We start from the raw sequence: 14,534 nt of genomic DNA, 5'->3' as shown, positions 1-14,534 counted from the left end.
CGGAACTAGGCGGCTATTTCCGCCAGGAGGGCAATGCCGGCGTCAAAACCCCCTCTTTTCCGAGGAGCCATGGACAAAGCCGAGTGAAATTCCGAGTTCCGGTGCCCCTGTGGCGGAATTAGGCGGCTATTTCCGCCAGGAGGGCGATGGCGGGCCAGGCTGGTGGTGTGTCCAACGGAACTAGGCGGCTGGTTCCGCCAGGCGGGGGTGAAGAGGAGGGGGCTGGTCTTGTGGGTTGATGACGGGTGCGGGGCCGGCCTTCTGGGTTGACGGCGGGCGAGGAACTGACTTTGTGGATCGGTGGAGGGAGCAAAGTCGGACCCCCTAGATCGGTGGAGGGAGTAAAGCCGAATCCCTGGGTTGATGGCGGGAGAGGGGCCGGCGCCTTGGGTTGATGGAGGAAGCGGGGCCGGCGCCTTGGGTCGGTGGAGTAAGCGAGGCCGGGCCCCTGGGTCGGTGGCAGGGGCGGGGCTGGTCTTCTGGGTGGAAATGGGTAATATGGCCCCATGGCTAATTCAGCGAACATATTGGTGGTGGAAGACGACGCCGCCATCAACGACGTGGTGTGCACGCGCCTGAAACGCGACGGCCACAATGTGCAGGCGGCGTTTTCCGGCACCGAGGCGCGGCTGCTGCTGCAGGCGCAGTCCTATAACCTGGTGATAACCGACCTCATGCTGCCGGGAATTGATGGCGAAGAGGTGGTGCGGCTGGTGCGCGGCGCCGGCAATGCCACTCCTATCCTGGTGATTTCCGCCCGCAGCGAAGTGGCCGACAAGGTGGGGCTGCTTGCCATGGGTGCCGACGACTACCTGGTGAAACCCTTTGATTTGGACGAGCTGTCGGCCCGGGTGGCGGTGCAGCTGCGGCGCGGCGGGCAACAGGCGACTGCAACCCTAAGCGCTTCGAAGGGCCAGGGCGATGAGCCGGCCCCGGTCTGGTCGTCCGCTTCGGGGCTGCCTTCCGAAGAGCGCCTGGCGATAGGGCAGTGGGAAGTGCTGCCCGCCGCCCACGTGCTGCGGGTGGCCGGCGAAGAACTGGAGCTCACCCGCACCGAGTTTGCCCTGGTGGAGCTTTTGGCCCGCCATCCTCGTCGCGTGTTCAGCAAGCAGGCGCTCTACGAGCACGTGTGGGGCGAATGCTACGGCGGCCAGGAAAGCACCATCAGCGCCCATGTGTCCAACCTGCGCACCAAACTGAAGCCCACCGGCACTGACGGCTACATCCAAACGGTGTGGGGACTGGGCTTTCGGCTGGTTCCTCCGGACAATCTTTAAACTTTCTTGAAGCTTTCACGGCGAATTCCCAAAACCGGGCCGCCACACTGAAGGGGCAATGGTCCCGAAAAGGGAGCGGTCCCTAGAGGTTGACAGGAGGAACACGGTGTACGCGATTGAAGCGCGCGGCCTGGCCAAAGCCTACGGCGGGCGCCGCGTGGTGAATGGTTTTTCGATGCAGGTGCACAAGGGCGACATCTACGGTTTTGTGGGGAAGAACGGTGCCGGCAAATCTACGGTGATGAAGATGGTCACTTGCCTGGTGGCTCCCACCGAGGGGGAGGTGCTGGTGTTCGGCCGGCCCGCTTGGCAGGGAGCGCCGGGCGTGGCGGAAAGCCGCGTGGGGGCGCTGATCGAAAGCCCCGGCATTTTAGGGGAGCTTTCCGCCTACGACAACATGATGGTGAAGGCGCTGGCGCTGGGCATTCCCGATGCGAAGGAACGCAGCCAGGAAATCCTGCGCTGGGTGGGGCTTTCCGCGGCGGGCAAAAAGCGCGCCAAGGGCTTTTCGCAGGGTATGAAGCAGCGGCTGGGCATTGGGCTTGCGCTTTTGGGCTCGCCGGACTTGCTGCTGCTGGACGAGCCTTTCAACGGGCTTGACCCGGAAGGCACCCGCGATTTGCGCCAGCTGATCATGCGCCTGAACGAGTCGTTCGGGGTGACGGTGGTGGTGAGCTCGCACGTGTTGGAGCAGCTAGACCGCATGGTTACCCGCTACGGCGTAATTGCCGACGGCCGCATGGTGCGGGAAATGACCGCCGAGGAGGTGCGCCAAGCCTGCGGCGACAGCTTGGCGGTGCGCACCACCCAGCCGGACGTGACGCTGGCGCAGCTGGAGCAGCGGTTTCCCGATTGCCGCTTCCTCATGGAGCCGGACGGCACCATCCGCATCAGCGGTCCCTTCGAGGCAACGGCGGTGGCTCAGGCGCTGCGGGCGATGGACGCCACGGTGCTGGAACTGACGGAAACGCGGCGGGACATCGAAGAGTTCTTCGTGGAGCTGATGGAAGGGGGTAAGCGCCATGTTTAACCTGCTGAAATCAGATCTGTACCGCATGGTGCACACGCGGCTGTTCTGGGGTTTCGCCATTGCCGTGGTGGCGGTGCTGTTGGCAGTGGCAGGGGTAATGGCGTGGGTGAGCTCGGAAGGGTTCATCCACCTCATGGAAGACTCCATGGCAAAGGTTGCCAACGACCCCACGTTGAGTGTGGAAGAGGTGCAGGAGGCGCAGGCGGACATGCAGGAGGGCATTGCCGAGCTGGGGTCCCTCGCGGCGCGGCAGCTGGAGAGCCTTACCTCCATGTGGGGCAACGTATTTCTGGGCGGTGGCCTTCTGGGCCTCATCGGCAGCATGTTCATCGGCATTTACCTGGTGCGGGATTTCCGCAGCGGCTTTGTGAAGGGCCTGCCCATGAACCGTCGCGGGCGCCGCAATTACTACCTTGAGAAGATGCTGCTGGTGGTGCTGGTGCAAGGGTTCTGCCTGCTGCTCTGCGCCGGCTGCTCCACCGCTTTTATGGCCATGTTCGGCTTCAGCTACCTGGAGGCGAACAGCGCGGGCGACATATTGCTGGTGCTTGCGCTTACCTGGCTGCTGTACAGCGCCTATGGGCTGCTGACCGCTTGTGTGGCGTGGCTGGTGCGAAACGAGGGCGGCGTTGTGGCCTGGGCGGTGGTGGTATCCTCGGGGATGGCCGGCGCTTTCATCACCCAGCTGATGCTGCTGCTTGCGAAGGCCCTGCCGTTTTTGGAGAAGATGACCGCCTGGACCTTGAGCTTTCAGGTGGGCTCTCTGGCCCATGGCGCCCAGGGGTTGCTGGCCCCCAGCGATGCGCTGCCCTTCGCGGCCGTTACGCCGGCGGGGCAGGCGGCGCTGGTGGGGCTGCTGTTCGCAGCGGTGGCAGTGGCGTTTGCCATGGCGGTGCTGCGCAAACGCGACGTTAAGTAGGAGGAACGAATGGCAACGGCGGCAGTGGCGGCGGTGTTGCTGGCGGGCTTGGTGGCCGTGGCGGCCCTGTATGCTCGCGAGCTGATGCGAGTGACGGCATTTTTGCGGGAGCTGCCCGAAGACAGCAACTTGCTGCTTTCCGCCCCGTTGCCGCTGCCAGGCCTGAAAGGGCTGGTGGGCGCGGTGAACCAGCGGATAGGCGCCCGGCGGCGGGAGGCAGCGGCGGCGCTGGCGCGCGAAGGGGAGTTCCACCAGGGGCTGGCCAGCCTTTCCCACGACATTCGCACGCCGCTGGCAGGGGCAAAGGGCTACCTGCAGCTGGCGGCCGACGAAGAGGCGGGGCCCCAGCAGCAGGCGTATCTGCGGGCGGCCGAAGCGCGGCTTGAAGTGATGCAGGGGCTGCTGGACCAGCTGTTCGCCTATACCCAGAGCATGGCGGCCCACGGCGCGCCGGCGGGCCAGGTGGATGCGGTGGCCGTGCTGGGGGAGGTGCTGCTGGGCAACTTCCCCGTGTTCGAGGAGCGTGGCTGGCAGCCGGAAGTGGCGCTGGGGAAAGAGCCCCTGCCGCTGATGGCCGACGGCGACGCGCTGGCCCGCGTGTTCGAGAATGTGGTGGGAAACGCCCTGGCCCACGGGGCGCCGCCGTTTTCGGTGGTGCGGGAAGGACGCGCGCTGCGGTTTCGCAACGGGCTGCCGGAAGGGGCGCGCCCCGATGCCGCCCGCGTGTTCGAGCGCTTTTACCGGGGCGATGCCTCCCGCGGCAGCGCCGGCGCCGGTTTGGGGCTGGCGGTGGTGAAGAACCTTTGCGACGGCATGGGGGTGCAGGCGTCTGCCCAGGTGGAAGACGGTGCGTTCCAGCTGGTGCTGGAGTTTCCCGCCCCTGCCCTTTAGGGCGTTGCCGGCGCGGCCTTGGGGCGCGGAGGGCTGGCCCGACGGCCGGCTACTCGCCCATGAGCCCCTTCAGGTAGGCGAAGTACTCGTCCCGCAGCGCTTCCGGCGCCGCGATGCGCACGGTGTTTTCCAGTCCGGCCACCCATCCGAAGAACTGGGGTGACACCCGCACCTTCGCCACCGCCTTGGCCGACCCGTCTTCCTGGGGGAACAGCTGGGCGCTTTTCCCGAAACGGTCGGTGATGATCTCGGTTTTCCCCGGAGCCACCGCGAAGGTGACAGTTGCCGGCTCGCCGCCGAAACGGCCGAAGCTGACGTACTCGTCTTCCTGGAAACGGTGGTGGCGGATGGTTTCGTTCTTCGCTGCGGGCTGGTCGGTCACTTCGATTTTCCCCATGCGGTCGATGCGGAACTCGGTGAGGTTTCCGTGGGTGTCGCTCCAGGCGGTGAGATAATAGTAGTTGTCGGCGTAAGAGATGCCCACCGGGGTTACCTGATGGGGGCGGCCGCTTTGGGTGGGGCGCCGTTTGCCGGCGCCGTCCACGCGGTAGTACAAAAAGCGCACCTGCCGCCCCAGCCGCATGGCTTCGTGCAGGGTGTCGATGGCCTCGAATACGCCGCTGGCAGCGCCGGTGGTGCGCCCCGCCACGTGGATGCGACGGGCCAGCTGCTGTCGCTGATGGTCGCTGGCCAGCAGGGTGAGGTTGGTGGTGATGGCCCGCGCTTGGGCCTGGGTGAGGAACCGGCACGACTCCACGGCGTCCACCAGAAGCATCAGCTGGGGCAGTGTGAAGCCGCGGTGCACGATGGCGTATTCCACAGGGCGGCGCGGCAGCGTTTGCACGTCCACCCCGAATTCCCGCAGGGTGTTCAGGTCGCGGTACACCCCCTTGCGTTCGGCGGGGATGCCCAGCTCCGTCAGCCGTTCTATCAGCTGCGGCATGGAAAGGCCGTGGTCGACGTCGGTTTCCTGTTCCAAAATCTGGCGCAGGTAGAGGGTTTTCAGCTTCGACTTCGCATTGTTTGCCATGGGCACCTCGGTATATGCTCAGGGGCGGAAAGGGCGCGGAAGCGCGGTTCGCACCATTTTAATGCACGGGGCGCGGGCTGGACTGAAGCGGCCGGCGGCGGAGGCGGCGATGCCGCGCTTCGGCCGGCAGCGGGTGCGACGTTTGCCCCGCAGCGCCGTGCTTCGGTTTGCAATGTCCCTGCCCCGTCGCTTCAGCCTCCACCGCCGGCCCGGGCCGCAGCGCCGCGCTTCGGCCCGCCTACGCCGAAATCCCGGGGAATATGTTTTTCGCAGTGGTATAACAACTTTCCGAGAGAACAATCCGGGAAAGGAACCCCCTTATGAGCGAAATCGACCAGCTGCTTTCCGATGGCATCAAGAACACCCCTCCGTCGTTTGTGCGCAGCATCCTGAAAGCCGCTTCCGACCCCGACGTCACTTCCTTCGCCGGCGGCCTGCCCAACCCCATTTCCTTCCCGCAAGAGGCGCTGCTGGAATCGATGCAGCGGGTGGTGGCCGAGAAGGGCGCGGCGGCGTTCCAGTACTCCGCCACGGCTGGCATCGACGAGCTGCGCCAGTGGGTGGCCGACCGCTACAACACGCGCTTTGGCACCGACTACGTGCTGGAGGACGTGCTGATTACCACCGGCTCGCAGCAAATTCTGGACCTGCTGGGCAAGGTGCTTTTGGACAAGGGCGACGGCGTGATTGTGGAAAACCCCACCTATCTGGCCGCCATCCAGGCATTTGCCCTGAACCAGCCGGTGTTTCGCACGGTGGAGCTCACAGACCAGGGGCTGAACACCGCCGAGCTGGAAGCGGCGCTGGAGGCGGGCGCCAAGATGATCTATCTCATCCCCAACTTCCAAAACCCCACCGGCCTCACCTACAGCGCCGAGGGGCGCGCCCAGGTGCGCGAGGTGCTGAGCCGCTACAACATCGTGGTGGTGGAAGACGACCCCTACGGCGAGTTGCGCTTCGAAGGGGAATCGCTGCCCTACATCGGCGGCACCCAGCTGCCCCACGGCGTGATCATGGGCTCGTTCTCGAAGACGGTCACCCCCGGCTTCCGCATGGGTTACATCCTCACGAAAGACCACGAGCTGCTGGCCAACATCTCCATTGCGAAAGAGGCGGCCGACCTGCACACCAACGTGTTCTCGCAGTACGTGGTGTACGACTACCTGACCCATCACCAGCTGGACGAGCACCTGGTGAAAATTCGCGATTTGTACCGCAGCCAGGCGCGGGCCATGGTGGAGGCCATGGAGGAGTTCTTCCCCGAGGAAGTGCAGTTCACCAAGCCCCAGGGCGGCATGTTCTTGTGGGTTACGCTGCCGGAGGGCATTTCCACCATGGACATGTTCGATAAGGCGCTGGCGCGCAACGTGGCATTCGTGCCTGGCGACCCCTTCTACGCTGAGCCGGGCAAGCGCTCTACCATGCGACTGAACTTCACCAACGCCGATGAGGAAACCATTCGGGCCGGCATCCGCTGCCTGGGCGAAGTGATTGCCGAGGAGCTGGCGGCCCAGGAGGCGTGAGGGCGGCGCGCGCGGAGCGTGAGTTTGCGGAAACGGAAGAGGCGGCCTTGGCGGGCCGCCTCTTTTTTTGGGTTGATGCGGGGAGATGGGCGCGGCTGCGGGGCGCGGGGGCGCGGCTGAGGGGCGCGAGAGCGCGGCGGCGGAGCGCAGGCTTGCGGCTTTGTCGCTACAGCTGCCGGGCTTTTTCTACGCAGGCGCCCACCGCGTCCATCACGGTGGCGCGGAAGGCGCCGTCTTCCAGCGCTTTCACCCCTTCGATGGTGGTGCCGCCGGGCGAGCACACCATGTCCTTCAGCTGGCCCGGGTGCTGGCCGGTTTCCAGCAGCAGCTGGGCGCTGCCGGCCAGGGCGGCGGCGGCGAACTGGTAGGCCTGGGCGCGGGGCATGCCGGCTTCCACGGCGCCATCGGCCAGCGCCTCGATGAACATGAAGGCGAAGGCGGGGGAGCTGCCGGCCACAGCACTGGCGGCGTCCATCAGGCGCTCGGGGATGAGGATGGTGCGGCCGCAGCTGTCCATGAGGCGGGTGCACAGGGCCGCGTCGGAGTCGGTGGCGCCGGGGCCGCGCACCACGGCGGTGCAGCCGGCCCCTACCAGCGCCGGGGTGTTGGGCATGCAGCGCATGAGACGGAAGCTGTCCGCATCGCGGCCGAACAGCTGGGCGATGCGTTCCACGGTAAGCCCGGCGGCGATGCTGATCACCAGTGTGTCTTCTCGCAGCGTGCCGGCAATTTCCCGGGCTACTTCGGGGAAGAACATCGGCTTCACCGCCAGCACCAGCACATCGGCCGCGGTGGCTACTTCCCGGTTGTCGGTGGTGGTGGCGATGGCGAATCGCTGCGCCTGGGCCTGGCAGGTTTCGGGGGTTTTAGCCGAGCCGATGATGTCGGCGGCGGTGATGGCCGGCCCGTCTTCGCCAGTTGCGGCCATCCCTTTTGCCAGAAGCCCGCCGATGATGGCGGTGGCCATGTTGCCCAACCCGATGAACCCGATTTTCATGGAAGCCTCCTGCGTTTCAGTGAAGATGAAGGCCAGTATACAAGAAGGCGGCCGGGGCGCCGCGGGGCCGTTCGCTATAATTGCCCAAACGGAAATTTCCCCTGGCATCGCGAGGTTTCACATGGACATAGCTGTGCTTTTAGGCGAAGAGCTGGGCATTCGCCCCGAGCAGGTGCGCTCGGTGATGGATCTGCTGGCGGATGGCTGCACCATTCCCTTCATCGCCCGCTACCGCAAAGAGGCCACCGGAGGCCTGGACGATGGCCAGCTGCGCACGCTGGAGGCGCGGCTGGATTACCTGCAGCGGCTGGAGGCGCGCAAGCAGGAGGTGGCGGCCGCGGTGGAGGAGGCGGGCGCGCTCACCGCCCAGTTACGGCAGGCGTTGGCCCAAGCTACCACTTTGCAGCGGGTGGAAGACCTGTACAAGCCCTTCAAGAAAACCCGCGCCACGCGGGCGTCGAAGGCGCGGGACGCGGGGCTTGGCCCCTTGGCGGCCCAGATGAGGGCGCAGGGGGCGCCCCCGTGCGATCCGTTGGCGGTGGCGGCCCGGTTCGCCCGCGCCGGCAGTGCCTTCGCCACCCCGCAGGAGGCGCTGCAGGGGGCGGCCGACATCGTGGCGGAAGAAGTGGCCAATCACCCGGACGCCACCGAAGAGCTGCGGGGCTTCGTGCAGCGCACTGGCTCCATCGTCGCCAAGGGGGTGGGGGAGGAAGCCCAGCGGGATTTCGCCCCTTACGTGGACTTCTCCGAACCGCTGCGGCGCATCCCCGGCCATAGGGTGCTGGCGCTGAACCGCGGCGAGACGGAGGGCAAGCTGCGGGTGACGGTGAGCGCCGATGAGGCGGAGGCGGTGCAGCGGCTGGAGCGACGCTTTCTGCGGGGGAGGAGCCCCTGGCGCGATGTTATGGAGGCGGCCATCCGCGATGGCTACAAGCGGCTGGCGGCGCCGGCGCTGGCCCGCGATGCCCGCAACCAGCTGACGGCCCAGGCGCAGGCGGACGCCATGAACGTATTCGCCAAGAACACCGAAGCGCTGCTGCGGCAGCGGCCGGTGAAGGGCGCGCGCATCATCGCGCTCGACCCGGGGTACCGCACCGGCTGCAAGGTGGCGGTGCTGGACGAGTACGGCCAGCTGTTGGCCCACGGCACCGTGTTTCCTACGCCGCCCCGCAACCAAGTGGAAGAGACGAAGCGAGCGCTCGCGCAATGGGCCGACCGCTTCGCCGTGAACACCATCGTGGTGGGCAACGGCACCGCCAGCCGCGAAACCGAGGAAGTGGTGGCGCAGTTTGTGGCCGAATACCACCGGCCGGTGGAATACACCATTGTGAATGAGGCGGGGGCGTCGGTGTACTCGGCGTCGGAGGTGGCTGCTCGCGAGCACCCGGATTTGGATGTGACCACCCGCGGCGCCCTCAGCTTGGGGCGCCGACTGCAAGACCCGCTGGCCGAGCTGGTGAAGATTCCGCCCCAATCCATCGGGGTGGGGCAGTACCAGCACGACATGGACCAAAAGCAGCTGGCCCATACGCTGGAAGGCGTGGTGGAGCGGGTGGTGAACCAGGTGGGGGCCGACCTCAACACTGCCAGCGCCAGCCTGTTGAGCTACATCGCCGGCATCACGCCTGCGGTAGCCGCCAACATCGTGGCCTATCGGCAGGAGAAAGGGCCGTTCACCAGCCGCACTCAATTGAAGAAGGTGCCGAAGTTGGGGCCCAAGGCGTTCCAGAACTGCGCAGGCTTCCTGCGCATAAACGGCGGGAAAGAGCCGCTTGATGCCACGGGTGTGCATCCGGAAAGCTACGGCGTGGCGCGGCAGGTGCTGGCACTGGCGGGGGTGCCGACGACAGAAGTGGCCCGCGGCGGCGTGCCGGGGCTGCGGCAGCGGCTGGGCAACATGGTGGCCCTAAGCCGTCAGCTGGAGGTGGGGTTGCCCACCTTGTGCGACATTGTGGCCGAGCTGGAAAAACCGGGCCGCGACCCGCGCGACGATGCGCCGGCGCCGGTGTTCAGCCGCGCGGTGCTGTCGGTGGACGACCTGGCTCCGGGGCTTTCGCTGGTGGGCACGGTGCGCAATGTGGTGGACTTCGGCGCGTTCGTGGACATCGGCGTGAAGCAGGACGGCCTGGTGCACATCTCGAAGATGGCCGATGGGTTTGTGAAGCACCCGATGGACGTGGTGTCGGTGGGGGACACCGTAACCGTGTGGGTGGAAGCGGTGGACAAAGACCGCGGCCGCATCTCCCTTTCCATGGTGGAGCCCCGCTAGTCTGTGGCGTTCCCCGTCCCTTTCCCCCTGTGGGAAATTCTCCTTGACACTCGTGGGTGTAAGATATATATTCCATTTGCAATATATATTTTGCATCCGCGGAGGAACTATGGCAGACGAAAAAAATGTAAGGGTGAAGATGGCGCGGCTGGAGCGCGGGCTTTCCCAGGGCGATCTTGCTGCCCAGGTGGGGGCAACGCGGCAGACCATCGGCCTCATCGAGGCCGGCCGCTACAACCCCAGCCTGAAGCTGTGCCGGGCCATCTGCAAGGCGTTGGGGAAAACCCTCGATGATCTGTTCTGGGAGTAAGGAGAGATGGTTATGGATCTGATCAGGAAATACAATGAGTTCATGGGGCCGAAGGACGAGCGACTGGAGGCGGAGTCGGGCCGGTACATGAGGGTGGGCTACGCTATTTTCACGGTGGGGTGCCTGCTGTGCATCTATTACGGTGTTATCGTCAGCCAGGTGGCCAGCGTGGCAGAAGTGGAGCTGTATACCGCCGCCGGCCAGCGGGTGATGCCGCTGTACGAACTGCTTATGGTGGTGACCATTGTGGCCCTGCTGGTGCCCTGTGTGCTGCAGGCCCGTGCCGGCATCGTATCGGAGCATGCCCGCTATGCCCAGGCCGACGCCATCCCGTGGGACATCGTGGTGGCATCTGCCTTTATCGCCGCCACTGTGGTGGGGGTGCTCACCGTCGGTTTCCGCATGTTGGCCGAGGTGCAGATTGTGGGAATCCAGAACGTCATGTGGCTGGGGGACATCGCCGTGGGCGTAGTGTTCTTCGTGATGGTGTACGTGCTTACATTCGTGTTCATGGGGTTGATGTTTCGTGAGGCCATCAAGCGGCGCCAGCGCTTGGAGGCCCAGCTGGAAGATGGCTTGGACGACTGACGGCGCCGGCCGCCGCCGTGGCCGCGGCTGCCGTTTGTGGTTGCGGCAGTGCACGGAGACGTCGCGTTGGCGCAAGGGTCGGCGCCCGTGGCCGTCCCACGGGGCCGTTAGCCCAGGTCGGCGGTGTGCTCTTCGCTGGCTGGGGCGGTGGGTTCGCCCGTTTTCGCTGCTTTGCCGGCCGAGCCCTTCTGCGACAGGCACAGGCCGCTGATGGTGAGCACAAGCCCCAAGAAGATGGTCGCCGTAAAGGGCTCTCCTAAAATGAGGGCCGAGGCAGTGGCAGTGATGGCCGGCACCATGTATATATAGGTGGTAGTTACGGTGGGCCCCAGGTGCTTCACCGAGAAACCCCAGATGGCGAAGCAGGCGGCCGAGGCCACCAGCCCCAGGAAAGCGAAGTTCAGCAAGTTTTGCAGTTGGAAGGCCACGTCGGGGGCGGGCAAGGGGCCGGCGAACAGCGCCACTGCAGGCACGATGAACAGCAGTCCCCAAAAGAAGATGCGCTTGGTAGATCCGAGGGTTTCGTAGCCAAGGTCGGAGATGCGCTGTACGATTACAGAGTACACGGCCCATACGAACGCCGCCCCCAGCGCCAGCAAATCCCCCAGTGCCGGGTTGGTCGCCGCTTCGTGGGACGCTTCGGGGCCGCCGGTGGCCACCGACACCACCACCAGGCCCGCCATGGCCACAGCAAAGCCGGTGAAAAACCAGGGGTTGATGGCGCGCCGATCCCCCAGTACGGCCGACAGCAATGCAGTGAACAGGGGCGATGCCGCAATGATAACCCCTGCGGCGGTGGCGGTGGTGTAGGTGAGGGCCACGTTCTCCATCAGGTAGTAGAAAGTGATGCCGGAAAGCCCGGCCGCCACGAACAGCCACTCATGGTGCCGTTGCTTCAGCTTCAGAAGCCGCGGACACAGCACCCATAATGCTGCAAACCCCACCACAAAGCGCAGGAACAGAATCCACACTGGCGAAAAGCTGGTCAGCAGCACTTTGGTGGAAACGAATGTAAGGCCCCAGACGGCCACGGTCACAAATGCAATCAGGTGGTACTTCATAACGTTGGCGCTTGCCTTCCCTTCTCCAAACGGGCCTATGATAGGGCCTAAGGGGAAGGCGTGCTTGAAGAAAGTTGCAAGAGCAGCACAACCTGCGGCCGGGTGCGACGGGGTGCTGGCGTTGGGTGTGGCTTGTCGGGTGAGGGGGTTGGGACGGCTGGGCCGTTCGGGAGTGACTTCGGCCAAGCTGGCCGCACCGGCTGGGGCAAACCAAGCAGTCGCGAACCGCACAAAAAGGGCAGCCGAGGGGGCGGCCGAGGCACCGCGGGCCCTATGCGCTCACCGTGCCGCCACCAATAACGGCATCGCGGTTGTAGGCCACCACCGCCTGGCCCGGCGCCGGCCGCACCTGCGGGTTTTCCAGGCACACCAGCGCTTCCCGGTTGTCCAGCAGCTGCACTACGGCTGCCACCGGCTGCTGGCGATAGCTCAGCTTCACCGTGGCCCCGAAAGCGCGGGGGCGGTAATCGCCGGAAATCACGTTCACGTCCCGCAGCCGCACCTCCTGGGCCAGCAGCCCGTCCCGCGGCGCCACCAACAGCTGGTTGCGGGCCACGTCTTTTCCCGTCACGTACAGCGGCACGGGGTTGGCGATGCCGATGCCCTTGCGCTGCCCCACGGTGTAGCGGGCCAGGCCGTTGTGCTGTCCGCGCGCCGCACCGGTTTCGTCCACGATGGGGCCGGGGGCGAAACCGCGCTGGCGGGCCGCATCGGGCATGTGCCGCTGGATGAAGCGGCTGTAATCGCCATCGGGGATGAAGCAGATGTCTTGGCTTTCCGCCTTTTCGGCGTTCACGAAGTCGTTTTCCGCCGCCAGTTGGCGCACCTGGCGCTTCTCCAGGCCGCCCAGCGGAAACAGCATATGGGCCAGGTCGTCTTGGGTGAGGTGGTACAGCACGTAGCTTTGGTCCTTCGCCGCGTCTGCCGCCCGCAGCAGCTGCCAGGTACCAGTTTGCTCGTCGAAGGCTCGCTGCACGTAATGGCCGGTGGCCACGTAAGCGGCTCCCAGCTCGCGGCGCCGTTGCTGCAGTCCGGCAAGCTTCAGGTAGCGGTTGCAGTTGATGCAAGGGTTGGGGGTTTCGCCGTTCAGGTAGCTTTCACAGAAGGGGTCCACCACGCAGGCGCCGAATTTCTCTTTGAAGTTCAGGGTGAAATGGGGGATGCCCAGCCGCCGGCACACCGCTTTCGCGTCTTCCACGTCGTCTAGCGAGCAGCAGGTGGATTCTTGCCCCTCCGGCAGCAGTTGGTTGTCGAACAGCTTCATGGTGACGCCCGTTACCTGAAAGCCCTGCCCCAGCAGCAGTAGTGTGGCCACTGAGCTATCTACCCCGCCGCTCATGGCTGAAAGCACGCGCTCCCCCGAGGCTGAGGTGGGAGGGTTTTCACGGATGGGAGCATCAGCGGATGTGTGGCGCGGTTTGGTCACGGGGCTCCTTGGGCGGCGAGAGGGGCTAACAACGGTGCCCTAAGGTACCACAACCTTGCTGTCTGCGGGAGCCATTGTCGGGGGGCCAACAACTTTCTTTCATGGTGGTTACCTGGGGTGGTGTTGAGCTTCAGCGCAATTTAGCATAAAAGCATACGCCCGCTGAGGATGGCTTGTCGTTTGAGGTTGGGCAATCTTGCTGGTAATCAGTTGGCGGATCCTGTAACGGAGCTGCCCGATGAAAGGAGCTGTCATGGCTATTCTTTCCAACCCGTTTGTGATGGAAGTACCCCGCAAATTGACGGACGAAGAGCTGGTGAACGCCATTCGCCAGGACATCGTGGGCGAGCTTGAGGCCATTCACGAGTACGATGCCCACGTGCAGGCCACCGACAACGAGGACGCCAAGAAGGTGCTGTCCGACATTCGCGATGAAGAGCGCGAGCACATGGGCGAGCTGTTGGAACTGCTGGAGCGCCTGGCCCCCGATGAGAAGGGACTGCACGACGAGGGCCGCGAAGAAGTGCGTGCTATGCTGGACAAGAAGTCCAAGTAACCCAAGCCCTCCAAGCGATTCAAGCAGCAGCGAGTCAATCGCAGTTTCAATGAGAATCCCGAAAGGCCGGCCCAAGCGCCGGCCTTTTCGTTGCCCCCCTTGTGTCCGGTGCGCCCCCGCCCCGGATGTCCTGCTCTGGATGTCGCGCCCCGAATGCCTCGTCCGGATGTGACTCCCGCCGCCTTTCTGTCCGGATAACCCCGCTAGTCCGGGCAAGGCGCGCCCCCGTCCCCGTTTCTGGTGCACTCCTGCCCGGATTACCCCGCTTGTCCGGTCAGGGCGCGGGTGCGAGGCGTCGCTCGAACGTGTTTTGCCCGGACAACCCCGCTAGTCCGGCCAATGCATGGGTACGAGCCCCTTCTTGAGGCCCCGCTGCCCGGATAACCCCGCTTGTCCGGGCAGGGCGTGGGGGCGAAGGCGTTCCCGAGGCCCTGCTGCCCGGATAACCCTGCTAGTCCGGGCAGGGCGTGGTCTGTTTGGCAGAATTAGGGCCCTATTTCTGGCAGGGGACGGCGAAACGGGGCAACGCAGAGGGCTTGTGGCAGAAATACGCCCCTAGTTCTGCCACCCGCGGGAATTGGGGAGTGTGGGAACCTCTGTCTGGCAGGAATAGGCGCCTATTTCTGCCAGACAGAGGTTCCCACACTCCCCAATTCC

13 protein-coding genes are annotated in these 14,534 nt (G+C 65.1%); 9 read left to right on the top strand and 4 right to left on the bottom strand.

From position 1 onward, the window contains the following. Positions 1–506 precede the first annotated feature (506 nt). From DMP11_RS05485 to DMP11_RS05470, 4 genes are all read left to right on the top strand, one after another. Positions 507–1,277 (top strand): response regulator transcription factor, encoded by a 771-nt coding sequence (locus DMP11_RS05485; RefSeq protein ID WP_123185502.1) that lies wholly within the window; start codon positions 507–509, stop codon positions 1,275–1,277. Positions 1,278–1,383: 106 nt separating this feature from the next. Further along, on the top strand, positions 1,384–2,307 hold the full coding sequence (locus DMP11_RS05480) for an ATP-binding cassette domain-containing protein (RefSeq protein WP_183621471.1): 924 nt from the start codon (positions 1,384–1,386) through the stop codon (positions 2,305–2,307). Beyond that, positions 2,300–3,226, top strand: coding sequence for a hypothetical protein (locus DMP11_RS05475; RefSeq protein WP_123185500.1), 927 nt, complete (start codon positions 2,300–2,302; stop codon positions 3,224–3,226). Before DMP11_RS05480 ends, DMP11_RS05475 begins: the two co-directional genes overlap by 8 nt. A 9-nt stretch (positions 3,227–3,235) precedes the next feature. Further along, positions 3,236–4,117 (top strand): sensor histidine kinase, encoded by an 882-nt coding sequence (locus tag DMP11_RS05470; protein WP_123185499.1) that lies wholly within the window; start codon positions 3,236–3,238, stop codon positions 4,115–4,117. 49 nt (positions 4,118–4,166) lie between these two features. On the opposite strand, the gene DMP11_RS05465 is transcribed toward DMP11_RS05470, so the two are convergent. Further along, the gene (locus DMP11_RS05465; protein ID WP_123185498.1) at positions 4,167–5,147 is read right to left on the bottom strand and encodes a helix-turn-helix transcriptional regulator; all 981 of its coding nucleotides are present in this window, start codon (positions 5,145–5,147) and stop codon (positions 4,167–4,169) included. A 320-nt stretch (positions 5,148–5,467) separates the two neighbouring features. Here DMP11_RS05465 and DMP11_RS05460 point away from each other — a divergent pair, with 320 nt between their 5' ends. Further along, on the top strand, positions 5,468–6,670 hold the full coding sequence (locus DMP11_RS05460) for an aminotransferase-like domain-containing protein (RefSeq protein WP_170155476.1): 1,203 nt from the start codon (positions 5,468–5,470) through the stop codon (positions 6,668–6,670). 166 nt (positions 6,671–6,836) lie between these two features. Here the strand turns inward: DMP11_RS05460 and proC are convergent, their stop codons facing one another. Continuing rightward, positions 6,837–7,667 carry a pyrroline-5-carboxylate reductase gene (proC, locus tag DMP11_RS05455; RefSeq protein WP_123185497.1) on the bottom strand — a complete coding sequence of 277 codons (831 nt, stop codon included), beginning with the start codon at positions 7,665–7,667 and terminating at the stop codon, positions 6,837–6,839. Positions 7,668–7,788: 121 nt separating this feature from the next. On the opposite strand from proC, the gene DMP11_RS05450 reads away from it, so the two are divergent. From DMP11_RS05450 to DMP11_RS05440, 3 genes are all read left to right on the top strand, one after another. Further along, complete coding sequence (locus DMP11_RS05450) at positions 7,789–9,936, top strand: Tex family protein (RefSeq protein WP_123185577.1); 2,148 nt, start codon at positions 7,789–7,791, stop codon at positions 9,934–9,936. Between the two features lie 109 nt (positions 9,937–10,045). Further along, positions 10,046–10,246: a helix-turn-helix transcriptional regulator gene (locus tag DMP11_RS05445; RefSeq protein ID WP_123185496.1), complete on the top strand. Its 201-nt coding sequence runs from the start codon at positions 10,046–10,048 to the stop codon at positions 10,244–10,246. Between the two features lie 12 nt (positions 10,247–10,258). Beyond that, positions 10,259–10,834, top strand: coding sequence for a hypothetical protein (locus DMP11_RS05440; protein WP_123185495.1), 576 nt, complete (start codon positions 10,259–10,261; stop codon positions 10,832–10,834). Between the two features lie 107 nt (positions 10,835–10,941). Here the strand turns inward: DMP11_RS05440 and DMP11_RS05435 are convergent, their stop codons facing one another. Next, a complete protein-coding gene (locus tag DMP11_RS05435) occupies positions 10,942–11,895 on the bottom strand; it encodes a DMT family transporter (protein ID WP_123185494.1) in 954 nt (317 codons plus the stop codon). 271 nt (positions 11,896–12,166) lie between these two features. Next, positions 12,167–13,321, bottom strand: a complete 1,155-nt coding sequence (gene mnmA / locus DMP11_RS05430) for a tRNA 2-thiouridine(34) synthase MnmA (protein WP_214647022.1) — start codon at positions 13,319–13,321, stop codon at positions 12,167–12,169. 253 nt (positions 13,322–13,574) lie between these two features. Between mnmA and DMP11_RS05425 the strand changes: the two genes are divergently transcribed. After that, positions 13,575–13,877, top strand: a complete 303-nt coding sequence (locus DMP11_RS05425) for an encapsulin nanocompartment ferritin-likeEncB family encapsulin nanocompartment ferritin-like cargo protein cargo protein (protein ID WP_123185493.1) — start codon at positions 13,575–13,577, stop codon at positions 13,875–13,877. Positions 13,878–14,534: the final 657 nt, after the last annotated feature.

This window comes from Parvibacter caecicola, from assembly GCF_003725335.1.
Lineage (GTDB): Bacteria > Actinomycetota > Coriobacteriia > Coriobacteriales > Eggerthellaceae > Parvibacter > Parvibacter caecicola.
This window is presented reverse-complemented; position numbering and strand designations above follow the sequence as displayed.

Coding starts and splice junctions, on each gene's coding strand:
- DMP11_RS05485 (WP_123185502.1), top strand. CDS start 507: ATGGCTAATTCAGCGAACATATTGGTGGTGGAAGACGACGCCGCCATC.
- DMP11_RS05475 (WP_123185500.1), top strand. CDS start 2,300: ATGTTTAACCTGCTGAAATCAGATCTGTACCGCATGGTGCACACGCGG.
- DMP11_RS05470 (WP_123185499.1), top strand. CDS start 3,236: ATGGCAACGGCGGCAGTGGCGGCGGTGTTGCTGGCGGGCTTGGTGGCC.
- DMP11_RS05465 (WP_123185498.1), bottom strand. CDS start 5,147: ATGGCAAACAATGCGAAGTCGAAGCTGAAAACCCTCTACCTGCGCCAG.
- DMP11_RS05460 (WP_170155476.1), top strand. CDS start 5,468: ATGAGCGAAATCGACCAGCTGCTTTCCGATGGCATCAAGAACACCCCT.
- proC (WP_123185497.1), bottom strand. CDS start 7,667: ATGAAAATCGGGTTCATCGGGTTGGGCAACATGGCCACCGCCATCATC.
- DMP11_RS05450 (WP_123185577.1), top strand. CDS start 7,789: ATGGACATAGCTGTGCTTTTAGGCGAAGAGCTGGGCATTCGCCCCGAG.
- DMP11_RS05445 (WP_123185496.1), top strand. CDS start 10,046: ATGGCAGACGAAAAAAATGTAAGGGTGAAGATGGCGCGGCTGGAGCGC.
- DMP11_RS05440 (WP_123185495.1), top strand. CDS start 10,259: ATGGATCTGATCAGGAAATACAATGAGTTCATGGGGCCGAAGGACGAG.
- DMP11_RS05435 (WP_123185494.1), bottom strand. CDS start 11,895: ATGAAGTACCACCTGATTGCATTTGTGACCGTGGCCGTCTGGGGCCTT.
- DMP11_RS05425 (WP_123185493.1), top strand. CDS start 13,575: ATGGCTATTCTTTCCAACCCGTTTGTGATGGAAGTACCCCGCAAATTG.